Below are 25,987 nucleotides of genomic sequence, written 5' to 3' on the forward strand. Positions count from 1 at the left end.
GCAGCCGACTTTGACTTAAGTTCTTACACTTGTAGTTCGAAGCTTAAAACTTGTCGCTGTGTAGCCCTATAATGCGCGCCGGTTTTTGGGGTAATGGTCATGAGTACAGAAGATCCGCGGTTTGCAGGCATCGCCCGTTTGTATGGCATCGAAGGCATGGAGCGCTTGCGCGCGGCCCATGTGGCGATTGTCGGCGTCGGTGGCGTCGGTTCCTGGGCGGCGGAAGCCATGGCCCGTTGTGGCGTCGGCGAGATTTCGCTGTTCGACCTTGATGACGTTTGCGTCAGCAACGCCAACCGCCAGTTGCACGCGCTGGACAGCACCGTCGGCAAGCCCAAGGTCGAAGTGATGGCCGAGCGTCTGCGCGGGATCAACCCGGATTGCACCGTGCACGCCGTGGCGGATTTTGTCACCCGCGAGACCATGGCCGAATACATCACACCGAACATCGACTGTGTGATCGACTGCATTGACGCGGTCAACGCCAAGGCTGCGCTGATTGCCTGGTGCAAGCGCCGCAAGATCCAGATCATCACTACCGGCGGTGCGGGCGGGCAGATCGATCCGACGCTGATTCAGGTGTGCGATCTCAACCGCACGTTCAACGACCCGTTGGCCTCGAAAGTGCGTTCGACGTTGCGTCGTGATTATGGTTTTTCGCGCACCGTGACCCGCCATTACAGTGTGCCGTGTGTGTTTTCCACGGAACAGCTGCGCTACCCGAAACCGGATGGCAGTATTTGTTTGCAGAAGAGTTTTGTCGGCGATGGCGTGAAGCTCGACTGCGCCGGCGGGTTTGGTGCGGTGATGATGGTCACAGCGACGTTCGGCATGGTTGCGGCGACCAAGGCTGTGGACAAGATTGTCGCGGGTGTTCGGCGCCCGGCTGACCGAGTCAAACCTCAGGTTTGATCGGTGAGGCCTTGATCGTTCCCACGCTCCGCGTGGGAATGCAGCCCGGGACGCTCCGCGTCCCATCCAGAGCCGAACGCGGAGCGTCCGATGAGGCATTCCCACGCAGAGCATGGGAACGATCAGTTAGCGCGCCAGATCATTCATTCGCTGGAGCACGGCATTGAGGCCATTACTGCGCGATGGCGATAGTTGTCGCGAAAGCCCTAGCTGATTGAACCAGTCCGGTAAATCAACCTGCTGCAGTTCAGTGGCCGACAAACCGTTAACCCGCAACAGCAACAACGCCACCAACCCACGAATCATCCGTGCATCGCTGCTGGCGCTGAATTGCCAGTGACCGTCGTGCAGTTCACCAACCAGCCAGACCTGACTCTCACAGCCATGCACCCGGTTAGCGTCACACTTGTCGGCGTCACTTAGTGGCGGCAAACGATCACCAAACTGCATCAACAACCGCGCCCGTTGTTCCCAGCCCGCTGCATTCTGAAAAGTCTGCAGCGCCTCGGCGGCCTCAACCGGCAAACTCATCGCAACAACTCCAGCGCCTGATCCAGCGCTTCAAAGAAGCGTTCCAGATCCTCGGAATCGTTGTACAGCGCCAGCGACACCCGAATCGCCCCAGCCAGTTCGAAGCTTTTCAGCAGCGGCATCGCGCAGTGATGCCCGGCGCGCACGGCAATACCTTGCTCAGTCAAAAGATGCGCGAGATCGGCGTTATGCACACCCTCGACAACAAAACTCGCCAGCGCCAATTGCGGCTTGCCGAGCAAACGAATGCCGTTACGGGCGGCAAGGCCACGCAGCAGATAGTCATGCAGCGCAGCCTCGTGGGCGGACACCGCGTCCTGATCCAGACCGGCCAGATAATCCAGCGTCGCACCTAGGCCGATCACACTGGCAATCGGCGGTGTGCCCGCTTCAAAACCCAGCGGAGCAGGGCGGAAGCGCGCGTCGTGGTAGTTGGCTTCCAGCACCATTTCGCCGCCAAACTGCCAAGGCTTCAGTTGTTCAAGCGCTGCATTGAGCCCGAACAGAACGCCTAAACCATCCGGCCCATACAGCTTGTGGCTGGAAAACACGTAGAAGTCGCAACCCAGCGCCTGCACGTCATGCCGACCATGCACCACGCCTTGCGCGCCATCGACCACGGTCAGCGCGTTCTGCGCCTTGGCCATGCCGAGTAATGCTGGCAACGGCTGCCAGGCGCCGAGCACATTGGACAACTGACTGACCGCCAGTAAACGCGTGCGCGGACCGATCAAATGTACGGCGGCAGCAAGGTCGATCAGGCCGTCGGCATCCAGCGGCAGGATCACCAGCTTCAGATTGCGCCGTTGTGCCAGTTGCTGCCACGGCAGCAGGTTGGCGTGGTGCTCCAGGGCGCTGATGACAATTTCATCGCCCGGTTGAAAAAGAGGTTCCAGGCCATACGCCAGGAGGTTCAGCGCACTGGTGGCGCCGTGAGTAAAGATGATTTGCCCGCTGTCACCGGCATTCAGCCACTGGGCCACCTTCAACCGACTGTCCTCGAACGCCTGCGTGGCATGAGCGCCGGGCAGGTGTTGCGCACGATGCACATTGGCTGCGCCGTTGGCGTAGTAATGCGTCAGTGCGTCGAGCAGGGCTTGGGGTTTTTGCGTGGTGGCGGCGTTGTCCAGATAGGTCTGGTCTTGCCGTTGCAGCGCGGCGATGGCCGGGAAATCGGCACGCCACGGGGAGGGAATCATCACAGTTTTTAGCCCTGGTGAAGAGGGGCGGGATGTACGCCAAATCCTGTAGGAGTGAGCCTGCTCGCGATGGCGTCCGTGAGGGCGCTAAAAGCATCGCGAGCAGGCTCACTCCTACAATGGATTATTCAAGCACTTAGTTGTGAGCGTGCAGCGCTTCGTTCAGTTCGATCGCCGATTTGTGGGTTTTGCACTCCACAGCACCGGTTTCCGAATTGCGACGGAACAGCAGGTCAGTCTGACCGGCCAGCTCACGCGCTTTCACGACTTTAACCAGATTGTTGTGCTCGTCGAGCAGCGCAACCTTGGTACCGGCCGTCACATAGAGGCCCGACTCAACGGTGTTGCGGTCGCCCAACGGGATACCGATACCGGCGTTGGCGCCGATCAGGCAGCCTTCGCCGACCTTGATCACGATGTTGCCGCCGCCCGACAGGGTGCCCATGGTCGAGCAACCGCCGCCCAGGTCCGAGCCCTTGCCGACGAATACGCCAGCGGAAACGCGGCCTTCGATCATGCCCGGGCCTTCGGTGCCGGCGTTGAAGTTGATGAAGCCTTCGTGCATCACGGTGGTGCCTTCGCCCACGTAAGCACCCAGACGCAGACGCGCGGCGTCAGCGATGCGCACGCCAGCCGGTACCACGTAGTCGGTCATTTTCGGGAACTTGTCCACCGAGAACACTTCCAGCAGCTCGCCACGCAGACGGGCTTCCAGTTGCATTTCCGCCAGTTCGCTCAGGTCGATGGCGCCTTGGCTGGTCCACGCTACGTTCGGCAGCAGCGGGAAGATCCCGGCCAGGCTCACGCCGTGCGGCTTGACCAGACGGTGCGACAGCAGGTGCAGCTTGAGGTAAGCCTCAGGTGTCGAGGTCAGTTGCGCGTCTTCGGCCAGCAGGGTGGCGACCAGCGGCTTGTGGCTTTCCGCCAGACGTGTCAGCAGCTTGCCTTGTACGGCGTCGATGCCTTTCACGGCTTCAGCCAGTTGCGCCGCCTGAGCGGTGGTGAAGGTGATGGCCTGGTTGCCATCGGTGTAACCGAGGATCGGCGCAACCGCCGCGACCAGTTCGGCCGAAGGGTTGAGCAGTGGCTGTGCGTAGAACACTTCCAGCCACGCGCCTTGACGGTTCTGAGTGCCGACACCAAAGGCGATGCTGAACAGGGAATTGGACATGTAAATACACCTCTACAAAGAGTGACGGGCTGCTTACTTCAGAGCGGCCGCGTAGATATCTGGCTTGAAGCCAATCAGGGTTCGATCACCGAGATCGAGCACCGGGCGCTTGATCATCGAGGGTTGAGCGAGCATCAGTTCGATGGCTTTCGACTGGTCGAGATCGGCTTTGCGTTCGTCGTCGAGTTTGCGAAAGGTCGTGCCTGCACGGTTCAACACCGTTTGCCAGCCATGTTCGTCACACCATTGGGTCAGGTGCTCACGGTCGATGCCGGCGGTTTTGTAATCGTGAAAGTCGTAGCTGACAGCGTGTTCATCGAGCCAGGTGCGCGCCTTCTTCATGGTGTCGCAGGCTTTGATGCCGAAAAGGTGCAACGTTTTACTTGAAACGGTCAAGGAATCGCCCCCTTTACAGGTGCTGGAGAAAAATGGTGTCGGATTATGCCATGACCGAACGGTTTCGGGCGCCCGGCTTCATTTCCTTGCATAAATCCCTGTAGGAGCTGTCGAGTGAAACGAGGCTGCGATCTTTTGATTTTGTTTCAAAGATCAAACGATCGCAGCGTGCTGCAGCTCCTACAGGTTTGGCTTTGGTGCGTGCGACATAGGTGCAGCGGTCAGACGCATCCTAAGCGGCTAATATGGCAGTTCAACGCTGTCGATTGTCTGAGATTTCCGCTATATGCAAACTGCTTACACCGTCCTGATCCTGCTGATGCTGGTTAGCGTTTCGCGTCTGGTTGGGCGGGTCATTCCGCTGCCTCTGCCACTGGTCCAGATTGCCGCCGGCGCCTTGCTCGCCTGGCCGACCTTGGGTCTGCATGTGGCCCTCGATCCCGAATTGTTCCTGTTTCTGTTCCTGCCGCCCCTGCTGTTTTCCGATGGCTGGCGCATGCCCAAGCGCGAGTTCTGGCATTTGCGCGGGCCGATCCTCACGCTGGCGGTGGGGCTGGTGTTGTTCACTGTGGTCGGCGCCGGGTACTTCATTCATTGGCTGTTGCCGTCCATTCCACTGCCGGTAGCGTTCGCCTTGGCGGCGGTGTTGTCGCCCACCGACGCTGTGGCGGTGTCGGCCATTTCGCAAAACCGCTTGCCGACCCCGTTGATGCATATATTGCAGGGCGAGGCGCTGATGAACGATGCCTCCGGTCTGGTGACCTTCAAGTTCGCCCTGGTGGCGGCCATCACAGGCGTGTTCTCGCTGACCAATGCCAGCCTGACTTTCGTCCTGGTGGCGCTCGGCGGGTTGGCGGTCGGTGTGGCCTTGAGCTGGCTGGTCGGGCGCTTGCGGGCGTGGATGATTGCCCGTGGCTGGGATGATCCGGCGACTCATGTGGTGTTCATGTTGTTGCTGCCGTTCGCGGCTTATGTGCTGGCGGAACGTCTTGGCGTCTCGGGCATTCTCTCGGCCGTGGCGGCGGGGATGATGCAGAGCTGGCTCGATCTGTTGCCAAGGCAGACCAGCACCCGATTGCTTAATCGCAGCGTCTGGTCGCTGCTGGAGTTCGCTTTCAATGGTTTGATTTTCCTCCTGCTCGGCCTGCAATTGCCGGACATCATCAAAGCCGTGGTCAGTCACGAGCCGACGTTGTGGCCGACGTTGTTCTATCGCTGCCTCGATGTCGTGGCGATTTTTCTTGCGCTGGTTTTGTTGCGGTTTATCTGGGTGCAGAGCATCTGGCGTTTATCGGTGCTGTTGCGCCGCTTGCGCGGCAAGGGCGAGCTGACGCAAGTCCCGACCGCGCGCTCCTGCTGGCTGCTGACTGTCGGCGGTGTGCGCGGTGCAGTAACGCTGGCCGGCGTGATGTCGGTGCCGATGTTGATGGGCACGGATACGTTTCCCGAGCGTGACCTGCTGATCTTCATCGCCGCCGGGGTGATTCTGCTGTCGCTGATTTCGGCATGCATCGCGCTGCCGCTGTTGTTGCGCGGGATTGAAAAAAGCCCGGACGACAAGCGACGCCAGGAAGTGCGCGATGCCTGGCGCAAAACCGCGGAAGCGGCGATTCATGCGCTCGAGACAGAGGAAACCACTCCGCAGGACGCTGCTCAGGCCGCTTTGTCCGCCGAGTTGAAGGCGCGGATCATGTCCGAATATCGCCATCAACTGGACGTTTTCAACGATTCCGCCGAAGCGCAGGCCCTCGCGTTTCAGATGGATTTACTCGAGCGGCGCATGCGCCTGAAAGCGCTCAGGGCACAGCGTCTGGAACTCTATAGCCTCAGTCGTCATCACCAGATAGGTGATGACGTCCTCAGAGAAGTGTTGGCCGATCTGGATTTGAGTGAGGCCAATCTGGGGAAGGTCAAATAACCCATCAAGAGTCCGCACCAGATGCCTGGTGCGGACTTTTGATGATTACTGCTGGCGAGTGATGAAGGCGCGAATCCGTTCGGCGGCTTCGACACATTCGGCCAGGGGGGCAACCAGCGCCATGCGCACACGGCCTGCGCCCGGGTTGACGCCATCGACATCACGGGACAGGTACGAACCCGGCACCACGGTCACGTGCTCTTGCTCAAACAGGTCGCGGCAGAATGCGGCGTCATCACCTTGCACGTTCGGCCACAGATAGAAGCTGCCATCCGGACGCTGCACGTCCATCACCAGGCTGAGAATTTCCAGCACGGCATCGAATTTTTCCCGGTACAGAGCGCGGTTGGCGCGCACGTGGACCTCGTCGTTCCACGCGGCAACGCTGGCCAGTTGGGTTTGTACCGGCATTGCGCAGCCGTGGTAGGTGCGATACAGCAGGAAGCCTTTGAGGATATCGGCGTCGCCCGCCACAAAGCCGGAGCGCAGGCCTGGCAAGTTGGAACGCTTGGACAGGCTGTGGAACACCACGCAGCGTTTGAAGTCCTTGCGACCCAATTCAACGCAGGCCGTCAGCAAGCCCGGCGGCGGCGTTTGCTCGTCGAAGTACAACTCGCTGTAGCACTCGTCGGCGGCGATCACGAAGTCGTACTCGTCGGCCAAAGCGATCAGTTTTTTCAGGGCGTCGACCGGGATCAGCGCGCCGGTCGGGTTGCCCGGCGAGCAGAGGAACAGGATCTGGCAACGTTTCCAGATGTCCGGCGAAACGGCATCGAAATCCGGGTTGAAGCCGTTCTCGTCCAGGCACGGCAGGTAGTGCGGCTTGGCCCCGGCGAGGAACGCGGCGCCTTCGTAGATCTGGTAGAACGGGTTCGGGCTGACCACCAACGCATCATCGCCACGGTTGACTACGGTCTGGGTGAACGCGAACAGCGCTTCACGGGTGCCATTGACCGGCAGCACGTTACGCGCCGGATCGATCCAGCCGCTTGGCACGCCGAAACGACGCTCGCACCAGCCGGCAATGGCCTCGCGCAGGGCGGGGATACCGAGGGTGGTCGGGTAGACGGCCATCTGATCCAGACTGTTGGCCAGCGCTTCGGCGACAAAGCTTGGCGAGCGATGTTTCGGCTCGCCGATCGACAGGGCGATCGGGCGTTTGTCCGGGTTCGGCGTGACGGTGCCGAGCAGGGCGCGGAGCTTTTCGAACGGGTACGGCTGGAGCTGGTTCAGAGCGTTGTTCATTGGGGCTGGGTCTCGTGCAAAGCCATTTGAATCCGGGGCGCCATCAAATACTGAGGCGCGACAGTTTGATATCGGGTTCCTGATTGACGCTCAGTTGCTCAACGATCGCATCCTGCAAACGGCTGCACAGCAACGGGTCGGACAACGGTTGGTTGTGGGCGTCGGTGATGAAGAAGACGTCTTCCACCCGCTCGCCGAGGGTCGCAATCTTGGCGTTCTGCAGCGACAGGTCGAACTCGAGGAAAATCCCGCCGATCCGTGCCAGCAGGCCCGGGCGATCAGGGGCGGTCAACTCCAGCACGGTCACCGGACGCTGCGCATCGTTGTGGATGGTGACCTGCGGCGCAAAGGCGAAATGCTTGAGCTGGCGCGGCACGCGGCGCTGGATGATCGTCGGGTAATCGTCTGGGTTGCGCAGGGCTTCGGTCAGGCCTTCGCGGATCTGCTTGACCCGTGCCGGGTTGTCGCCGATGGATTCGCCTTCGTTGTCGAGCACAATGTAGGTGTCGAGGGTGAACTGGCTGCTCGAAGTGATGACCCGGGCGTCGTGAATGTTCAGGTTCAACTGATCCATCGCCGCCACGGTCACGGCGAAAAAGTCGTGCTGGTCCGGTGCATAAATGAAGATTTGCGTGCCGCCCTCGAACTCGCGCTGGGTGGTTTCCTTGATCAGCACGAGCGGCCCGCCATCGACTGGTTGCTGCAGGATCGCATCGCTGTGCCAGGCCACGTCGCCGGCGGTGTGGCGCAGGAAATAGTCATCGCCCAATTGCGCCCACAACTGCTCGACGTCGTCCGGGTCGGTGCCACCACGCACCAGAATATCCAGCGCGGCGCTTTGGGTCTGGCGGATCTGCTCTTCGCGGTCCACCGGGTTTTCCAGGCCACGGCGCAAGGCGCGCTTGGTCTCGGTGTAGAGCTGGCGCAACAGGCTGGCGCGCCACGAGTTCCACAGCGTCGGGTTGGTCGCGTTGATGTCGGCCACGGTCAGCACGTAGAGATAGTCGAGGCGGGTTTCATCGCCAACCGCCAAGGCAAAATCGTGGATCACCTGCGGGTCGGACAAGTCCTTGCGCTGGGCGGTGGTCGACATCACCAGATGGTTCTGCACCAGCCAGACAATCAGACGGCTATCCCACACCGGTAACTGATGACGCTGGCAGAACGCCTCGGCATCGACTGCGCCGATCTCCGAGTGATCGCCATGCCGGCCTTTACCGATGTCGTGGTACAGGCCCGCCATGTAGATCAGTTCGGGCTTAGGCAGTTTGGCCATGAGTTTGGCGGCCAGCGGAAATTTCTCCGAGACCTGGGTGTACTGCAATTTGCGCAGGTGCTTGATCAGGTTCAGCGTATGCGCATCGACCGTATAGATGTGAAACAGGTCGTGCTGCATCTGCCCGACGATAAAGCCGAATTCGGGCAGATAACGCCCGAGAATGCCGTAACGGTTCATCCGGCGCAGGTTGCGGTGGATGCCGAACTTGCACTTGAACAGCTCGATGAACAGGCTGGTGTTGCGAATATCGTTGCGGAAGTTGTCGTCGATCAGGTGACGGTTTTCCCTCAGCAATCGAATAGTGTCGGCACGCACGCCTTTGATTTCCGGCTGCTGGGCCATCAGCACGAAGATCTCGAGCATGGCGAATGGCGTGCGGCGGAACGCGTTGTCGTTGCGTGCCTCGATATAACCGTCGTGCAACTGGAAGCGTGAGTTGATCGGCTGCGGCGCAGCTTCGTCTTCCGGCGCGAGAATGACTTCCTCGAAATGCTGGATGATCAGGTCGCTGAGTTGGGCAATGCTCATCACCACACGGAAATATTGCTGCATGAAGTTTTCGACGGCCTGTTTGGCATCGTCGCCTTCAAAGCCGAGCAGCCCGGCGATGGTGCGCTGGTGATCGAACAGCAAGCGGTCTTCCGATCGTCCCGCCAGCATGTGCAGGGCGTAGCGCACTTTCCAGAGGAATTCCTGAGAGGAGGCGAGCAGGGCGTTTTCGCTTTCGACCAGGAAGCCTTCGCCGGCGAGAGCGCGCAGGTTCAGGGTGCCGTACTGACGCCGGGCCACCCACAGAATCGTCTGGATATCCCGCAGGCCGCCGGGCGAGCCTTTGACGTTGGGTTCCAGGTTGTATTCGGTGTCGTTGTATTTGTGGTGGCGTGCCTTTTGTTCGGCGCGCTTGGCGAGGAAGAACTCTTTGGCCGGCCACATGTGTGCGGTGCTGGTGACATCGAGCATGCGCTGACGCAGACGCTCGGGACCGCAGATGGTGCGGCTTTCCATCAGGTTGGTGACGACGGTCAGGTCAGCACGGGCCTCTTCGGCGCATTCGTCGACCGAGCGCACGCTCTGACCGACTTCCAGGCCGATGTCCCACAGCAGCGTCAGAAAGCGCTCGATGGAGTCGCGGAAAACTTCGTGGTCGGCACTGTCCAGCAGAATCAGCAAGTCGATGTCGGAATACGGGTGCAGCTCACCGCGACCGTAGCCGCCGACCGCGACCAGCGCGATGTCGGCGTCTTCGCTCCAGTTGAACTGCTCCCAGGCCTTTTGCAGGATGTTGTCGACGAACCAGGCGCGGTCTTCGATCAGGCGGCGGATGTCGCGGCCATTGCGAAAACGCGTGTCGAGCACCTCGCGAGCCTGGCGGATCGCCTTCTTGAACGCCGCGATAGGACTCGCTTTCAGGGCCAGTTCAGCCTGGAACTGGCCGCGGTCGAAGAGTTCGGGATCCACCTGCGGCATCGATTGGCTTTCCTTCTATAAGGCTGGGAGCGTTGTCTGGATCAGGCCGAGACGCGCGGGATGGTGTCATCGGCGCGCAGAGTGAAGATCTCGTAGCCGGTGTCGGTGACCAGCAGGGTGTGTTCCCACTGTGCCGAGAGCTTGCGGTCCTTGGTGATCGCGGTCCAGCCGTCGCCCAGTACTTTGGTGTCGGCCTTGCCCTGGTTGATCATCGGCTCGATGGTGAAGGTCATGCCGGCCTTCAGTTCCATGCCGGTGCCCGCGCGGCCGTAGTGGAGGATCTGCGGCTCTTCGTGGAAGACCTTGCCGATGCCGTGACCGCAGAACTCGCGAACCACCGAGAAACCGTTCTTCTCGGCGTGCTTCTGGATCACTTCGCCGATGTCGCCGAGGCGGCAGCCGGGTTTGACGATCTCGATCGCCTTGTACATGCATTCCTGGGTGATCTGCGACAGACGCTCGGCCCAGACTGGCACTTCGCCGACGTGGAACATGCGGCTGGTGTCGCCGTGGTAGCCGTCTTTGATCACGGTAACGTCGATATTCAGGGTGTCGCCGTTTTTCAGCGGCTTGTCGTTCGGGATGCCATGGCAGACCACGTGGTTGATCGAGGTGCAGATCGACTTCGGGTAGCCCTTGTAGTTGAGCGGGGCAGGGATGGCTTGCTGCACGTTGACGATGTAGTCGTGGCAGATCTGGTTCAGCTCATCGGTGGTGACGCCCGGCTTGACATGTTCGGCAATCATTTCCAGCACATCGGCGGCCAGTTTGCCGGCGACACGCATGCCAGCGATGTCCTCGGGAGTTTTGAGGTTGACGGTCATACAGGCTCTCTCTGCGCTCGGCGGCGCTTGCTGATACGGATAGGGTGGCGAGTGTTCGATTGGCGACCCTGAAAAACGCGATTCTAACAGACGCACGGCGCAATTCAGCGCCCGCGTGTATCGCTTCTCTCTATACAATGGTGCGTTCGGGGCCGATTCCAAGGGGGCTGCGCCCATGTCCTTGGTGCGAATACAGATTCCGGGTTCCGTTTCTGCGCACCCTGTGGTATAAAATGCGCCGCTTTCCGGGGATACCCCGAAAAGCTTAAATCCACACACGTGTCGACACGATGACCTGGGTGCTTTTGGCTTTATGCCATTGGTTGGTCATTGGGATACGTGGAGGCCAAACCCGACTTATTAAGGAACTATCATGTCCCAAGTCAATATGCGCGATATGCTGAAGGCCGGTGTGCACTTCGGTCACCAAACCCGTTACTGGAATCCGAAAATGGGTAAGTACATTTTCGGCGCGCGTAACAAGATTCACATCATCAACCTTGAAAAAACCCTGCCAATGTTCAACGAAGCTCTGACTTTCGTAGAGCGTCTGGCCCAGGGCAAAAACAAGATTCTGTTCGTCGGCACCAAGCGTTCCGCTGGCAAGATCGTTGCTGAAGAAGCAGCACGTTGCGGTTCGCCGTACGTCGATCACCGCTGGTTGGGCGGCATGCTGACCAACTTCAAAACCATTCGTGCTTCCATCAAGCGTCTGCGTGACCTTGAAGTTCAAGCCGAAGACGGTACTTTCGCCAAGCTGACCAAGAAAGAAGCGCTGATGCGCTCCCGTGACCTGGAAAAGCTGGATCGTTCGCTGGGCGGCATCAAGGACATGGGCGGTCTGCCAGACGCACTGTTCGTGATCGACGTTGACCACGAGCGCATCGCGATCACCGAAGCCAACAAGCTGGGCATCCCGGTAATCGGCGTTGTCGACACCAACAGCAGCCCGGAAGGCGTTGACTACATCATCCCAGGCAACGATGACGCAATCCGCGCTATCCAGCTGTACATGGGTTCGATGGCTGACGCAGTGATCCGTGGTCGCAACAATGTTGCTGGCGGCACTGTAGAATTCGCAGCTGAAGAAACTCAGGCTGCAGCTGAGTAATTAGCGCCCTGGCGTTAACTCAGTAAGCAAAAAGGGGGCTTGGCCCCCTTTTTGCCACCTCGAAAACCATTTGTCGGCAGCGCAGCTACAGCTCCTGTAACGTGCAGCAGCTACAAGGTGGGGCTCGGGAAGAATTGAACGCCCGTTCGATCGGGTGGAATGGTTGAAAACCTATCCAAGAGGAATTTGAAAATGGCAGCAATTACTGCAGCGTTGGTTAAAGAACTGCGCGAGCGTACCGGCGAAGGCATGATGGACTGCAAGAAAGCCCTGGAAAAGGCTGACGGCGACATCGAAAAAGCCATTGATGACATGCGTGCTTCGGGCGCGATCAAGGCTGCGAAAAAGGCTGGCAACGTTGCCGCTGAAGGCGCAATCGCAATCAAGGACGACGGTAAAGCTGCCGTTATCCTGGAAGTGAACTCGCAGACCGACTTCCTGGCCCTGCAAGACGACTTCAAAAACTTCGTTGCTGCCAGCGTTGAAAAAGCCTTCGCTGACAAGCTGACCGACGCTGCTCCGCTGATCGCTTCGCAAGAAGCTGCTCGTGAAGCGCTGGTTGCCAAAGTAGGCGAGAACGTCAACATCCGTCGTCTGACCCGTATCGAAGGTGACGTTGTAGGTTCGTACCTGCACGGCAACAAGATCGGTGTTGTTGTGGCTCTGAAAGGCGGTGACGTCGAGCTGGCCAAAGACATCGCGATGCACGTCGCTGCTAGCAACCCTGAGTTCCTGCTGCCTTCGCAAGTTTCGGCTGAAGCGATCGAGCGTGAAAAAGCTGTGTTCCTGCAGCTGAACGAAGAGAAGATCAAAGGCAAGCCAGAAAACATTGTTGAGAACATGGTCAAAGGCCGTATCAGCAAGTTCCTGGCAGAAGCAAGCCTGGTTGAGCAGGCGTTCGTCAAGAACCCTGAAATCAAGGTTGGCGAGCTGGCCAAGAAAGGCGGCGCAGAAATCGTTTCCTTCACTTACTACAAAGTAGGCGAAGGCATCGAGAAGCCGGTCGACAACTTCGCTGAAGAAGTTGCTGCCCAGCTGGCTGCCGCCAAGCAATAAGACGGTTTTTCAACTGTCGCCCGAAAGAGGCTGCCCGCTTACGCGCGCAGCCTCTTTTCAGATGGGGTTGCCAATTTTTAATTGGTTTCCACTTGGAACTGACTTACAAAGCCATGTTCCGATGGCGCTGAAGCAGCGCCAAGCTAGAGTGAACGCCAGCTGTAAACAGCTCGCAAAGAATTTTTAAATACGCCGCAGGAGAGATTCGCAATGGCTCAGCAGGGCAGTGGTTATCAGGCTCGCTATAAACGCATTCTACTCAAGCTTAGCGGCGAGGCCCTGATGGGCTCGGAAGAGTTCGGGATCGATCCAAAAGTGCTGGATCGGATGGCGCTGGAAGTCGGCCAACTGGTCGGCATCGGCGTACAGGTCGGTCTGGTGATCGGCGGTGGCAACCTGTTCCGTGGCGAAGCCCTGAGCAAAGCCGGTATGGATCGGGTGACGGGTGACCACATGGGCATGCTGGCCACTGTGATGAACGCCCTGGCCATGCGCGATGCGCTGGAACGTGCCAACATCTCGGCCATCGTGATGTCGGCGATTTCCATGGTGGGTGTGACCGATCACTACGATCGCCGCAAAGCCATGCGTCACCTGAACTCCAAAGACGTCGTGATCTTCGCTGCCGGTACCGGCAACCCGTTCTTCACCACGGATTCGGCAGCCTGCCTGCGTGCAATCGAAATCGATGCCGATGTCGTGCTCAAGGCGACCAAGGTCGATGGCGTCTACACCGCTGACCCGTTCAAAGACCCGCATGCCGAGAAGTTCGATCATCTGACTTATGATGAAGTACTGGATCGCAAGCTGGGCGTTATGGATCTGACCGCTATTTGCCTGTGCCGCGACCACAAAATGCCGCTGCGCGTATTCAACATGAACAAGCCCGGTGCCCTGCTGAACATCGTCCATGGCGGCGCTGAAGGCACCCTGATCGAGGAAGGTCAACAATGATCAACGAAATCAAAAAAGACGCTCAAGAGCGCATGCAGAAATCCCTGGACTCTCTGATCCACGCCTTTGGTCAGATTCGTACCGGCAAGGCTCACCCAAGCATTCTGGGTAGCGTGATGGTGCCGTACTACGGCGCAGACACTTCCATCACCCAAGTGGCCAATATCACTGTAAAAGACTCGCGCACCCTGCAAGTCGTTGCCTTCGAGCGCAACATGCTCGCCGCAGTCGACAAGGCAATCCAGAGCGCTGGTCTGAACCTCAACCCGACCAACCTGGGCGAGTTGTTGCTGATCTCCATGCCTGCCCTGACTGAAGAAACCCGCAAGGGCTTCACCAAGCAGGCGCGCAGTGCTGCCGAAGACGCGCGTGTTGCCGTGCGCAACATTCGTCGTGACGCTTTGGGTGAGCTGAAGAAACTGGTCAAGGACAAAGAAATCAGCGAAGACGAAGAACGTCGTGCTGCTGCCGATATTCAGAAAATCACCGACAAGGCTGAAGCTGATATCGACGCGGCTACCAAGCAAAAAGAAGCGGATCTGATGGCCGTATAAGGTTCGAGCTTTTAATGGACAAGACCAAGCAGACTGCGCCGTCCGCGGTGCCGCGCCATGTCGCGATCATCATGGATGGCAACAATCGCTGGGCGAAAAAACGCTTTATGCCGGGTGTCGCCGGGCATAAAGCGGGTGTGGATGCTGTGCGGGCCGTCATCGAGGTGTGCGCCGAGGCCAAGGTCGAGGTGCTCACCCTGTTCGCGTTTTCCAGTGAAAACTGGCAGCGCCCGGCCGATGAAGTCAGTGCCTTGATGGATCTGTTCTTCAAGGCATTGCGTCGTGAGGCCAAGCGCCTCAACGACAACAACATTAGCCTGCGCATCATTGGCGATCGTTCACGCTTTCATCCGGAGCTTCAGGCAGCAATGCGTGAAGCTGAAGCGATGACGGCGGGTGCCAACCGTTTCATCCTGCAAATCGCCGCCAATTACGGCGGTCAGTGGGATATTGCACAGGCTGCCCAGCGTCTGGCGCGTGAAGTTCAGGCTGGGCACCTGCGCCCGGAAGACATCACCCCGGATCTGCTGCAAACCTGTCTGGCGACCGGCGATCTGCCATTGCCGGACCTGTGCATCCGTACCGGTGGCGAACACCGCATCAGCAACTTCTTGCTGTGGCAACTGGCTTACGCCGAGTTGTACTTCTCCGACCTGTTCTGGCCGGACTTCAAACACGATGCCATGCGTAATGCGCTGGCCGATTTCGCTTCGCGCCAGCGTCGCTTCGGTAAAACGAGCGAACAGGTCGAAGCTGGAGCCCGGGTTTAATGCTTAAACAACGAATCATCACTGCGCTGATCCTGCTGCCGATCGCCTTGTGCGGTTTTTTCTTGCTCGAAGGTTCGGGTTTTGCCCTGTTCATCGGTCTGGTCGTGAGTCTGGGGGCTTGGGAATGGGCGCGTCTGGCGGGATTTACCGCTCAATCGTTCCGCGTCGGGTATGCTGCGGTCGTCGCATTGATGTTGTTCGTCATGTATGTACTGCCGGGCCTGGCACCGTGGGTGCTGGGGGCTTCGGTGCTCTGGTGGGCGGTGGCGACTTACCTTGTGCTGACGTATCCGCGTTCCAGCGAGCATTGGTCCACGGCTGCCACCAAACTGGTCATTGGCTTGCTGATTCTGTTGCCGGCCTGGCAGGGTTTGGTGCAGATCAAGCAGTACCCGCTAGGTAACTGGCTGATCATGGCGGTGATGGTGTTGGTCTGGGGTGCCGATATTGGTGCTTACTTCTCCGGGCGCAAATTCGGCAAGCGCAAGCTCGCCCCGCAAGTCAGTCCGGGTAAAAGCTGGGAAGGCGTGTACGGTGGTCTGGTGCTGAGTCTGCTGATTACCGCCATTGTCGCGTTTGTCCGCGACTGGACCGTCGCCGAGTTGCTTAAAGGCTTGATTGGCGCTGCGCTGATCGTCTTCATCTCCGTGGTTGGCGATCTGACCGAAAGCATGTTCAAGCGTCAGTCCGGTATCAAGGACAGCAGTAATCTGTTGCCCGGTCATGGCGGCGTGCTTGATCGTATCGACAGTCTGACCGCGGCCATTCCGGTCTTCGCCGTGCTGCTGTGGATGGCTGCACCGTGAGTCGCCCACAACAGATTACCGTTTTGGGTGCGACGGGCTCGATCGGCCTGAGCACGCTCGATGTCATTGCTCGTCATCCTGAGCGTTATCAGGTTTTCGCGTTGAGTGGTTTCACGCGTTTGAGCGAGCTTTTCGCCTTGTGCGTGCGCCACGTGCCGCAATTCGCTGTGGTGCCCGAGGCAACTGCCGCGCGCAGTTTGCAGGACGATTTGCGTGCCGCCGGTTTGCCGACCCGCGTATTAGTAGGGGAGGAGGGCCTGTGTCAGGTCGCTGCTGCTCCGGAAGTCGACGCGGTGATGGCAGCAATCGTTGGTGCAGCAGGGCTGCGTCCGACCTTGGCGGCCGTTGAAGCGGGCAAGAAGATTCTTCTGGCCAATAAAGAGGCGCTGGTGATGTCCGGCGCCTTGTTCATGCAAGCGGTGCGCAAGAGCGGTTCAGTACTGCTGCCGATCGACAGCGAACACAACGCGATTTTCCAGTGCATGCCACAGGATTTTGCTCGTGGATTGAGCTCGGTCGGTGTCCGTCGGATTTTACTCACGGCCTCTGGTGGTCCGTTCCGACAGACGCCCATGAGTGAATTGGCGCATGTTTCACCTGATCAGGCGTGTGCGCACCCTAACTGGTCCATGGGGCGCAAGATTTCGGTCGATTCGGCCAGCATGATGAATAAAGGTCTTGAACTGATCGAGGCTTGTTGGTTGTTTGATGCAAAGCCTTCGCAGGTCGAGGTGGTGATTCACCCGCAGAGCGTGATTCACTCGCTGGTCGATTATGTCGACGGTTCGGTACTGGCGCAGTTGGGCAATCCCGATATGCGTACGCCGATTGCCAATGCCCTGGCCTGGCCGGAGCGCATTGATTCCGGTGTAGCACCGCTGGATCTGTTCGCCGTCGCGCGTCTGGATTTCGAGGCGCCGGATGAAGAGCGCTTCCCTTGCCTGCGTCTGGCGCGGCAAGCTGCCGAGGCTGGCGACAGCGCTCCGGCGATGCTCAATGCGGCCAATGAAGTGGCGGTGGCGGCGTTTCTCGACGGACGGGTCCGTTACCTGGAAATCGCGAGTATCATCGAGGAAGTCTTGAACCTCGAGCCGGTTGTTGCATTGGCAGATCTCGAGGCCGTGTTTACGGCTGATGCCAAGGCGCGAGTCCTGGCTGAGCAATGGTTGAAGCGTCACGCTCGATAAAATTTGCAACACAATGGCTACACGCGGCACTGAACAGGATTGCGGAGAAAGTAGATGAGCGCGCTCTATATGATTGCCGGCACCCTGATCGCCTTGGGTGTGCTGGTCACCTTTCACGAATTCGGCCATTTCTGGGTCGCGCGTCGCTGTGGCGTCAAGGTTCTGCGCTTTTCCGTAGGCTTCGGCATGCCGTTGCTGCGCTGGCATGACAAGCAAGGCACCGAATTTGTAATCGCGGCGATACCGTTGGGTGGCTACGTCAAGATGCTCGATGAGCGCGAAGGCGAAGTGCCAGTCGATCAGCTTGACCAGTCGTTCAACCGCAAATCCGTGCGTCAACGTATCGCCATTGTTGCCGCCGGGCCCATTGCCAACTTCCTGTTGGCGTTGGTGTTCTTTTGGGTATTGGCCATGCTCGGCAGCGAGCAGATTCGCCCGGTCATTGGTGCAGTTGAGTCCGGCAGTATCGCCGCCAGTGCCGGTTTGAACGCTGGTCAGGAAATTGTTGCTGTCGATGGTGAGCCGACTACCGGTTGGGCTGCCGTCAATCTGCAATTGGTCCGGCGCCTTGGTGAAAGCGGTTCCCTGCAGTTGCTGGTGCGCGAACAGGGCACGACTGTCGATTCACCACGAGAACTGAAGCTGGATAACTGGCTCAAAGGCGCAGATGAACCGGATCCGATTCGCTCTCTGGGGATTCGTCCATGGCGCCCGGCCTTGCCGCCGGTGCTTGCCGAGCTTGATCCGAAAGGCCCGGCCCAGGCGGCCGGCCTAAAGACCGGCGATCGTCTGTTGGCGCTCGACGGTCAGGTGCTCAATGACTGGCAGCAAGTGGTTGATACGGTACGTACGCGCCCTGATACCAAAATCATGCTGCGCATTGAGCGCGACAATGCTCAAATCGACGTCCCTGTGACCCTTGCGGCGCGCGGTGAGAGCAAATCGCCCAGCGGATATCTGGGGGCTGGCGTAAAAGCTGTCGACTGGCCACCGGAGATGATTCGCGAAGTCAGTTATGGTCCGTTGGCCGCGATTGGTGAGGGTGCCCGTCGCACTTGGACCATGAGCATTCTGACGCTCGATTCTCTGAAGAAAATGCTGTTCGGCGAGCTCTCGGTAAAAAACTTGAGTGGACCGATAACCATTGCTAAAGTGGCGGGCGCTTCTGCCCAGTCGGGCGTCGCTGATTTCCTGAATTTCCTTGCTTATCTGAGTATTAGCCTGGGCGTTCTGAATTTGCTGCCCATTCCTGTACTGGATGGGGGGCATTTGTTGTTTTATCTGATCGAGTGGGCGCGTGGTCGCCCCTTGTCGGATCGGGTGCAAGGTTGGGGGATACAGATCGGTATCAGTTTGGTGGTCGGGGTGATGTTGCTTGCTCTGGTCAACGATCTGGGTCGTCTGTAACGCTTCGCTGAATTGCGAATCTGCCGCATTTTGCGGCAGTTTGTTTATTGCCAGTTGGAATAAGAAAGGACTTCATGAAACGTCTGCTGCTAACTGCGGTTCTCACCGTATTGATGATCGCCGAAGTTCACGCCGAGTCCTTCACTATCTCTGATATTCGCGTCAATGGCCTCCAGCGGGTCTCCGCGGGTAGCGTCTTTGGTGCCTTGCCGTTGAACGTCGGTGAGCAGGCGGATGATCGTCGCCTGGTGGAATCCACTCGTGCGTTGTTCAAAACCGGTTTCTTTCAAGATATCCAGCTGGGCCGCGAAGGCAACGTTCTGGTAATCACGGTCGTTGAACGCCCGTCGGTCGCCAGTATCGAGATCGAAGGCAACAAGGCGATCTCCACTGAAGACTTGATGAAAGGTCTCAAACAGTCCGGTCTGGCCGAAGGCGAGATCTTCCAGCGTGCCACCCTTGAGGGCGTGCGTAACGAACTGCAGCGTCAGTACGTCGCGCAAGGTCGCTACTCGGCTACCGTTGATACCGAAGTGGTCTCGCAACCGCGTAACCGCGTGGGTCTGAAGGTAAAGATCAACGAAGGCACCGTTGCGGCGATTCAGCACATCAACGTGGTGGGCAACACGGTTTTCCCTGAGGAAGACCTGACCGACCTGTTCGAACTGAAGACCACCAACTGGCTGTCGTTCTTCAAGAACGATGATAAGTACGCCCGTGAAAAACTGTCCGGTGACCTGGAGCGTCTGCGTTCCTACTACCTGGATCGTGGCTATATCAACATGGATATCGCTTCGACCCAGGTGTCGATCACCCCGGACAAGAAGCACGTCTACATCACTGTCAACGTTACCGAAGGCGAGAAGTACACCGTTCGTGACGTCAAGCTCAGTGGTGATCTGAAAGTCCCTGAAGATCAGGTCAAGTCCCTGCTGCTCGTGCAGAAGGGGCAGGTGTTCTCGCGCAAACTGATGACCACCACGTCCGAGCTGATCACCCGTCGTCTGGGTAACGAGGGTTACACCTTCGCCAACGTCAACGGCGTACCTCAGCCGCACGATGAAGATCACACCGTCGATATCCTGTTCGCTGTTGATCCGGGCAAGCGTGCCTACGTCAACCGCATCAACTTCCGTGGCAACACCAAGTCCGAAGACGAAGTGCTGCGTCGTGAAATGCGTCAGATGGAAGGCGGCTGGGCTTCGACTTACCTGATCGACCAGTCCAAGACCCGTCTTGAGCGTCTGGGCTTCTTTAAAGAGGTCAACGTTGAAACCCCGGCTGTTCCGGGTGTCGACGACCAGGTAGATGTTAACTACAGCGTTGAAGAGCAGGCTTCCGGTTCGATTACCGCAAGCGTCGGTTTCGCCCAGAGCGCCGGTCTGATCCTCGGTGGTTCGATCACCCAGAACAACTTCCTCGGTACCGGTAACCGCGTCAGCATCGGCCTGACTCGCAGCGAATACCAGAGCCGCTACAACTTCGGCTACGTTGACCCGTACTGGACCGCCGATGGCGTGAGCCTGGGTTACAACGCGTTCTATCGCACCACTGACTACAAAGACCTCGACGTCGATGTAGCTAGCTATGCGGTAGACAGCCTGGGTGCCGGCGTCAACGTTGGCTACCCGATCAGCGAAACTTCGCGTCTGACCTTTGGCCTGTCGGTTCAACAGGACGAGATCAAGACCGGTACCTACACCGTTGACGAGATTTTCGACTTCGTTAACAAGGAAGGCGACAAGTACCTGAACTTCAAGGCGTCGGCCGGCTGGTCCGAGTCCACCCTGAACAAAGGTGTATTGCCGACCCGTGGCCGTTCCCAGAGCCTGACTCTGGAATCCACCATTCCGGGCAGTGACCTGTCGTTCTACAAACTTGATTACCGCGGTCAGCTGTTCCAGCCGATCAGCGAGAACTACACCCTGCGTCTGCACACCGAATTGGGTTATGGCGACGGTTACGGCGGGACTGACGGCTTGCCGTTCTATGAAAACTACTATGCTGGTGGTTTCAACTCGGTTCGTGGCTTCAAGGACAGCACCCTCGGCCCACGCAGTACGCCGAGCCGTGGTACCAACCCGGGCACGCTGGCTGACCCCGACCAGGATCCGCTGCCGTTCGGTGGTAACGTCCTGATCCAGGGTGGTGTCGAGGTTCTGTTCCCGCTGCCATTCGTAAAAGATCAGCGCTCCCTGCGTACTTCGGTATTCTGGGATGTGGGTAACGTATTTGACTCGCAGTGCAAGGACACTACCAATGCGAACGGCTCGACGTCGAACACCAAGTGCAACGACATCAGCCTGAGCAACATGGCCAGTTCCGTGGGTGTGGGTGTGACCTGGGTCACCGCACTGGGTCCTCTGAGCTTCGCGTTGGCCATGCCGATCAAGAAGCCGGATGAGGCTGAAACTCAAGTGTTCCAATTCTCCCTCGGCCAGACGTTCTAAGCGTCTGACCCAAGATAACGACAATGGATTTTGTAGGAGTGCATCGTGCGTAAGTTGACTCAATTGGTTCTCCTGGCCTCCTTGATGGTGGCAGGCCCGGCATTTGCCGACATGAAAATCGCTGTTCTGAACTATCAGATGGCCTTGCTCGAATCCGATGCGGCCAAGAAATACGCCGTTGATGCCGAGAAGAAGTTCGGTCCGCAACTGACCAAGCTGAAGACGCTGGAAAGCAGCGCCAAGGGCATTCAGGACCGTCTGATGGCCGGTGGTGACAAAATGCAGCAAGGTGAGCGCGAGCGTCTGGAGCTGGAATTCAAGCAAAAGGCCCGTGACTTCCAGTTCCAGTCCAAGGAACTGAACGAAGCCAAGGCCGTTGCCGACCGCGAAATGCTCAAGCAACTGAAGCCGAAACTGGATAGCGCAGTGGAAGAAGTCATCAAGAAAGGTGGTTTTGACCTGGTGTTCGAGCGTGGCGCAGTGATCGATGTCAAGCCTCAGTACGACATCACGCGCCAGGTAATCGAGCGCATGAATCAGCTGAAGTAACCCATGACCGTGACTATCAAGCTCGGCCAGTTGGCCGAGTTCCTCGGCGCCACCCTGCGTGGCGACCCTGAGAAGCAAATTACTGGGCTAGCCACTTTGCAAGAGGCTGGCCCAGCTCAGTTGAGCTTTCTGGCAAATCCTCAATATCGCAAATACCTGACGGGCTCGCAGGCGGCAGCACTGTTGCTCAAAGAGGCCGATGCCGAAGGTTTTGCCGGTAATGCGTTGGTGGTGCCTGATCCTTACCTGGCTTACGCGCGTATCTCCCACCTGTTCGATCCCAAGCCAAAAGCCTCTGCGGGTATCCATCCGTCAGCGGTGATTGCGGCGGACGCGGTGGTTGATCCAAGCGCCAGCATTGGCCCTTTTGTGGTGATCGAAGCCGGTGCGCGAATTGGCGCGCAGGTGACACTGGGTGCACATTGCGTTGTTGGTGCCCGCAGCGAAATCGGTGAAGGCGGCTGGCTCGCCCCACGCGTGACGCTGTATCACGACGTGCGCATCGGCAAGCGTGTTGTGATCCAGTCCGGTGCGGTGCTCGGTGGTGAAGGCTTCGGCTTTGCCAACGAAAAAGGCATCTGGCAGAAGATTGCCCAGATCGGTGGCGTGACCATCGGTGACGATGTCGAGATTGGCGTGAATACCGCCATCGATCGCGGCGCGCTGGCCGATACCGTCATTGGCAATGGCGTGAAGCTCGACAACCAGATCCAGATCGCCCACAACGTTCAGGTCGGTGATCACACTGCCATGGCGGCCTGCGTCGGGATCTCCGGCAGCACCAAAATCGGCAAGCATTGTATGCTGGCCGGCGGTGTTGGCCTGGTCGGCCATATTGATATTTGCGACAACGTTTTCCTGACCGGGATGACCATGGTGACTCACTCGATTACCGAGCCGGGTGCCTATTCTTCCGGCACAGCCATGCAACCGGCGGCCGAATGGCGCAAAAGCGCGGCCCGCATCCGTCAGCTCGATGACATCGCGCGGCGTTTGAAACAGCTGGAAAAGCGCGTAGGGGAAGTGACCCCTGACGGCAATGCTTCATCTGATGGCTGATACCATTTCCATATCAAGTGTGCACAGCCTCTAGACTGCCTCCTTGATTTGCTAGAGGAGTGCGCGTCAGTCGCGCTCCCAATCTTTACATAGGCTTCCCCCCGAAATGATGGACATCAACGAGATTCGCGAATACCTGCCTCACCGTTACCCGTTCCTGCTGGTGGACCGGGTGGTGGAACTGGACACTGAGGGCAAGCGCATTCGCGCCTACAAGAATGTCAGCATCAATGAACCGTTCTTCAATGGTCACTTCCCTGCGCATCCAATCATGCCGGGCGTACTGATCATCGAAGCGATGGCTCAGGCTGCCGGGATCCTCGGTTTCAAAATGCTTGATGTGAAGCCTGCCGACGGCACGCTTTACTACTTCGTCGGTTCCGACAAGCTGCGCTTCCGCCAGCCTGTGTTGCCGGGCGATCAACTGATCCTCGAAGCCAAGTTCATCAGCTGCAAGCGTCAGATCTGGAAGTTCGAATGCCAGGCCTCGGTTGATGGCAAGCCGGTCTGCTCGGCTGAAATCATCTGCGCGGAACGCAAGCTATGAGTTTGATTGACCCTCGCGCAATCATCGATCCGTCGGCCGTTCTGGCTGATGGCGTCGAGGTCGGCCCGTGGTCGATCATCGGCGCAGGTGTGGAAATCGGCGAGGGTACCGTGATCGGGCCGCATGTAATCCTCAAAGGCCCGACCCGCATCGGCAAGCACAATCGCATCTACCAGTTTTCCTCGGTAGGCGAAGACACGCCCGATCTGAAGTACAAAGGCGAAGAAACTCGCCTGGTGATCGGTGACCACAATGTCATCCGTGAAGGCGTGACCATTCACCGTGGCACCGTGCAGGACCGTTCGGAAACCACGCTGGGCGATCACAACCTGATCATGGCTTATGCCCACATCGGGCATGACAGCGTCATCGGCAATCACTGCATTCTGGTCAACAACACCGCGTTGGCCGGGCATGTGCACGTGGATGACTGGGCGATCCTTTCCGGATTCACCCTGGTTCACCAGTATTGCCACATCGGCGCTCACAGCTTTTCCGGTATGGGCACTGCGATCGGCAAGGACGTTCCTGCGTTCGTCACCGTGTTCGGCAATCCCGCAGAAGCGCGCAGCATGAACTTCGAAGGCATGCGCCGTCGTGGTTTCAGCGAAGACGCGATTCATACCCTGCGTCGCGCTTACAAAACCGTCTATCGCCAAGGTTTGACGGTTGAGCAGGCGCTGGCCGAACTGGCTGAACCTGCTGCGCAATACCCGGAAGTTGCGATATTCCGCGACTCCATCCAGTCGTCGACTCGCGGTATCACGCGCTGATCATGGCCAATCTGCGTATTGCGCTGGTGGCGGGTGAAGCTTCCGGTGACATTCTCGGTGCCGGCCTCATGCGCGCGCTCAAGGCTCAGCATCCGGCCGTCGAGTTCATCGGCGTCGGTGGCCCGTTGATGCAGGCTGAAGGTCTGATGTCCTACTTTCCCATGGAACGTTTGTCGGTCATGGGCCTGGTGGAGGTTCTCGGCCGTTTGCGTGAGTTGCTCAAGCGTCGCAAGGATCTGATCGCCACGCTGGTCGCCGAGAAACCGGATGTCTTCATCGGTATCGACGCGCCGGACTTCAACCTCAATATCGAACTCAAGCTGCGTCAGGCCGGGATCAAGACCGTGCATTACGTCAGCCCGTCGGTGTGGGCGTGGCGGCAGAAGCGTGTGCTGAAGATTCGCGAAGGCTGCGACTTGATGTTGACGTTGCTGCCGTTCGAAGCAAAATTTTACGAAGAAAAGGGCGTGCCGGTTCGGTTCGTCGGTCACACCCTCGCCGATACCATTCCGCTGGAAGCTGATCGCGCTGCGGCGCGTGCCGAGCTGGGCCTGCCCGACGGCCCGCTGGTGGCGTTGATGCCCGGCAGTCGCGGCGGCGAAGTCTCCCGTCTGGGGGCATTGTTCCTCGACACCGCCGAACGTCTGCGTGCGATGCGCCCGGGTTTGCGCTTCGTCATCCCGTGCGCCAATCCTGAACGCCGTGCGCAACTTGAAGAACTGCTCGTTGGGCGTGATCTGCCGGTGACCTTGCTCGACGGCAAATCCCATCTGGCCTTGGCAGCGTGCAATGCCGTGTTGATCGCCTCCGGCACCGCCACTCTCGAAGCGCTGTTGTACAAGCGGCCGATGGTGGTGGCGTACCATTTGGCGCCGTTGACGTTCTGGATTCTCAAACGCATGGTCAAGAGCCCTTACGTGTCCTTGCCGAATCTTCTGGCCCAGCGCCTGCTGGTCCCGGAATTGTTGCAGGATGATGCGACAGTCGACGCGCTGGCACAGACCCTGTCGCCACTGATCGAAGGTGGCGAAGAACAGACCCGTGGTTTCGACGAGATCCACCGCACGTTACGGCTGGATGCCTCCAATCAGGCGGCGGACGCCGTCCTTAACCTGATCGGTCAAACGCGATGAGCAAGACAAGCATGCAGATGGGCCTGGATTTCACCCTGGTCGCCGAAGTTGAAGAGCTGGTGGCCGGCGTTGATGAAGTCGGTCGTGGCCCGTTGTGCGGTGCGGTGGTGACGGCGGCGGTGATCCTCGATCCGAACCGGCCGATCCTCGGTCTCAACGACTCGAAGAAACTCACTGAGGCCAAGCGCGAAAAGCTTTACGACGAAATCATCGAAAAGTCCTTGAGCTGGTGTATTGCGCGCGCCGAAGTCGAAGAAATCGACGAGCTGAACATCTTGCACGCGACCATGCTGGCCATGCAGCGCGCGGTGGCCGGCCTGCACATTCAGCCGAAACTGGCGATGATCGACGGCAACCGCTGCCCGCAACTGCCGATGCGCGCCGAAGCGGTGGTGCAGGGCGACGGCAAGGTGCCGGCGATTGCTGCTGCGTCGATTCTGGCCAAGGTCAGCCGCGACCGCGAAATGGCTGCCTTCGAATTGATCTATCCGGGTTACGGCATCGGTGGCCATAAAGGCTACCCGACGCCCGTTCATCTGGAAGCCTTGTCGCGTCTTGGCCCGACGCCGATTCACCGGCGCTCGTTCGCCCCGGTGCGTCTGGCTTACGAAGCGCTGGAAGGTCTGACGCAGGTTTAGTCGCAAGGCTGATGTTTTGTTCGAGGCCCGGTACAATCCGGGCCTTGTTGT

General features: G+C 58.7%; 24 protein-coding genes. 17 read left to right on the forward strand and 7 right to left on the reverse strand.

Features of this window, described 5'->3' with window-relative positions; genetic code table 11:
• Positions 1-93 precede the first annotated feature (93 nt).
• Positions 94-912, forward strand: coding sequence for a tRNA cyclic N6-threonylcarbamoyladenosine(37) synthase TcdA (gene tcdA, locus CKW26_RS23835; protein WP_095050392.1), 819 nt, complete (start codon positions 94-96; stop codon positions 910-912).
• Positions 913-1,038: 126 nt separating this feature from the next.
• On the opposite strand, the gene CKW26_RS23840 is transcribed toward tcdA, so the two are convergent.
• The 4 genes from CKW26_RS23840 to CKW26_RS23855 all read right to left on the reverse strand — a co-directional run bounded on the left by CKW26_RS23840 (position 1,039) and on the right by CKW26_RS23855 (position 4,209).
• Positions 1,039-1,443: a SufE family protein gene (locus tag CKW26_RS23840; protein WP_095050393.1), complete on the reverse strand. Its 405-nt coding sequence runs from the start codon at positions 1,441-1,443 to the stop codon at positions 1,039-1,041.
• Entirely contained in the window at positions 1,440-2,645 is a 1,206-nt protein-coding gene (locus tag CKW26_RS23845; RefSeq protein ID WP_095050394.1) for an aminotransferase class V-fold PLP-dependent enzyme, read from the reverse strand. The genes CKW26_RS23840 and CKW26_RS23845 overlap by 4 nt, the downstream gene beginning before the upstream one ends.
• A gap of 133 nt (positions 2,646-2,778) precedes the next feature.
• A complete protein-coding gene (gene dapD, locus CKW26_RS23850) occupies positions 2,779-3,813 on the reverse strand; it encodes a 2,3,4,5-tetrahydropyridine-2,6-dicarboxylate N-succinyltransferase (protein WP_095050395.1) in 1,035 nt (344 codons plus the stop codon).
• A 33-nt stretch (positions 3,814-3,846) separates the two neighbouring features.
• Complete coding sequence (locus CKW26_RS23855) at positions 3,847-4,209, reverse strand: ArsC family reductase (protein WP_003222107.1); 363 nt, start codon at positions 4,207-4,209, stop codon at positions 3,847-3,849.
• Between the two features lie 286 nt (positions 4,210-4,495).
• Here CKW26_RS23855 and CKW26_RS23860 point away from each other — a divergent pair, with 286 nt between their 5' ends.
• Positions 4,496-6,127, forward strand: a complete 1,632-nt coding sequence (locus CKW26_RS23860) for a Na+/H+ antiporter (RefSeq protein WP_095050396.1) — start codon at positions 4,496-4,498, stop codon at positions 6,125-6,127.
• Between the two features lie 45 nt (positions 6,128-6,172).
• Here CKW26_RS23860 and dapC read toward each other — a convergent pair whose 3' ends face one another.
• From dapC to map, 3 genes are read right to left on the reverse strand one after another with little or no spacing between them, the layout of a single operon-like run.
• Positions 6,173-7,372: a succinyldiaminopimelate transaminase gene (gene dapC, locus CKW26_RS23865; protein ID WP_095050397.1), complete on the reverse strand. Its 1,200-nt coding sequence runs from the start codon at positions 7,370-7,372 to the stop codon at positions 6,173-6,175.
• 43 nt (positions 7,373-7,415) lie between these two features.
• Positions 7,416-10,118: a [protein-PII] uridylyltransferase gene (locus CKW26_RS23870; RefSeq protein ID WP_095050398.1), complete on the reverse strand. Its 2,703-nt coding sequence runs from the start codon at positions 10,116-10,118 to the stop codon at positions 7,416-7,418.
• A gap of 41 nt (positions 10,119-10,159) precedes the next feature.
• Entirely contained in the window at positions 10,160-10,942 is a 783-nt protein-coding gene (map, locus tag CKW26_RS23875) for a type I methionyl aminopeptidase (protein WP_007908857.1), read from the reverse strand.
• A 373-nt stretch (positions 10,943-11,315) separates the two neighbouring features.
• Between map and rpsB the strand changes: the two genes are divergently transcribed.
• The 15 genes from rpsB (at position 11,316) to rnhB (ending at position 25,936) form a co-directional block, all read left to right on the forward strand.
• Positions 11,316-12,053: a 30S ribosomal protein S2 gene (rpsB, locus tag CKW26_RS23880; RefSeq protein ID WP_003222119.1), complete on the forward strand. Its 738-nt coding sequence runs from the start codon at positions 11,316-11,318 to the stop codon at positions 12,051-12,053.
• Between the two features lie 192 nt (positions 12,054-12,245).
• Positions 12,246-13,109: a translation elongation factor Ts gene (gene tsf, locus CKW26_RS23885; RefSeq protein WP_093436595.1), complete on the forward strand. Its 864-nt coding sequence runs from the start codon at positions 12,246-12,248 to the stop codon at positions 13,107-13,109.
• Positions 13,110-13,319: 210 nt separating this feature from the next.
• Positions 13,320-14,063, forward strand: a complete 744-nt coding sequence (gene pyrH / locus CKW26_RS23890; RefSeq protein ID WP_003222124.1) for a UMP kinase — start codon at positions 13,320-13,322, stop codon at positions 14,061-14,063.
• Positions 14,060-14,617, forward strand: coding sequence for a ribosome recycling factor (frr, locus tag CKW26_RS23895; protein ID WP_095050399.1), 558 nt, complete (start codon positions 14,060-14,062; stop codon positions 14,615-14,617). Before pyrH ends, frr begins: the two co-directional genes overlap by 4 nt.
• 14 nt (positions 14,618-14,631) lie before the next feature.
• Complete coding sequence (gene uppS / locus CKW26_RS23900; protein WP_007908854.1) at positions 14,632-15,387, forward strand: polyprenyl diphosphate synthase; 756 nt, start codon at positions 14,632-14,634, stop codon at positions 15,385-15,387.
• Positions 15,387-16,193, forward strand: coding sequence for a phosphatidate cytidylyltransferase (locus CKW26_RS23905; protein WP_093436592.1), 807 nt, complete (start codon positions 15,387-15,389; stop codon positions 16,191-16,193). Before uppS ends, CKW26_RS23905 begins: the two co-directional genes overlap by 1 nt.
• On the forward strand, positions 16,190-17,380 hold the full coding sequence (ispC, locus tag CKW26_RS23910) for a 1-deoxy-D-xylulose-5-phosphate reductoisomerase (RefSeq protein ID WP_095050400.1): 1,191 nt from the start codon (positions 16,190-16,192) through the stop codon (positions 17,378-17,380). The genes CKW26_RS23905 and ispC overlap by 4 nt, the downstream gene beginning before the upstream one ends.
• Before the next feature lie 54 nt (positions 17,381-17,434).
• On the forward strand, positions 17,435-18,787 hold the full coding sequence (rseP, locus tag CKW26_RS23915; protein WP_095050401.1) for a sigma E protease regulator RseP: 1,353 nt from the start codon (positions 17,435-17,437) through the stop codon (positions 18,785-18,787).
• A 74-nt stretch (positions 18,788-18,861) separates the two neighbouring features.
• On the forward strand, positions 18,862-21,237 hold the full coding sequence (gene bamA, locus CKW26_RS23920; protein WP_095050402.1) for an outer membrane protein assembly factor BamA: 2,376 nt from the start codon (positions 18,862-18,864) through the stop codon (positions 21,235-21,237).
• Between the two features lie 45 nt (positions 21,238-21,282).
• Positions 21,283-21,786, forward strand: a complete 504-nt coding sequence (locus CKW26_RS23925) for an OmpH family outer membrane protein (protein ID WP_007908849.1) — start codon at positions 21,283-21,285, stop codon at positions 21,784-21,786.
• 3 nt (positions 21,787-21,789) lie between these two features.
• Positions 21,790-22,845: a UDP-3-O-(3-hydroxymyristoyl)glucosamine N-acyltransferase gene (gene lpxD / locus CKW26_RS23930; protein WP_095050403.1), complete on the forward strand. Its 1,056-nt coding sequence runs from the start codon at positions 21,790-21,792 to the stop codon at positions 22,843-22,845.
• Between the two features lie 106 nt (positions 22,846-22,951).
• The gene (gene fabZ / locus CKW26_RS23935; RefSeq protein ID WP_003222142.1) at positions 22,952-23,392 is read left to right on the forward strand and encodes a 3-hydroxyacyl-ACP dehydratase FabZ; all 441 of its coding nucleotides are present in this window, start codon (positions 22,952-22,954) and stop codon (positions 23,390-23,392) included.
• A complete protein-coding gene (lpxA, locus tag CKW26_RS23940; RefSeq protein WP_038357910.1) occupies positions 23,389-24,165 on the forward strand; it encodes an acyl-ACP--UDP-N-acetylglucosamine O-acyltransferase in 777 nt (258 codons plus the stop codon). Before fabZ ends, lpxA begins: the two co-directional genes overlap by 4 nt.
• Positions 24,166-24,167: 2 nt before the next feature.
• Positions 24,168-25,298, forward strand: a complete 1,131-nt coding sequence (gene lpxB / locus CKW26_RS23945) for a lipid-A-disaccharide synthase (RefSeq protein ID WP_095050404.1) — start codon at positions 24,168-24,170, stop codon at positions 25,296-25,298.
• A gap of 11 nt (positions 25,299-25,309) precedes the next feature.
• Positions 25,310-25,936, forward strand: a complete 627-nt coding sequence (gene rnhB / locus CKW26_RS23950; RefSeq protein WP_093436573.1) for a ribonuclease HII — start codon at positions 25,310-25,312, stop codon at positions 25,934-25,936.
• Positions 25,937-25,987 lie beyond the last annotated feature (51 nt).

This window comes from Pseudomonas sp. Irchel s3h9 (assembly GCF_900187475.1).
Lineage (GTDB): Bacteria > Pseudomonadota > Gammaproteobacteria > Pseudomonadales > Pseudomonadaceae > Aquipseudomonas > Aquipseudomonas neuropathica.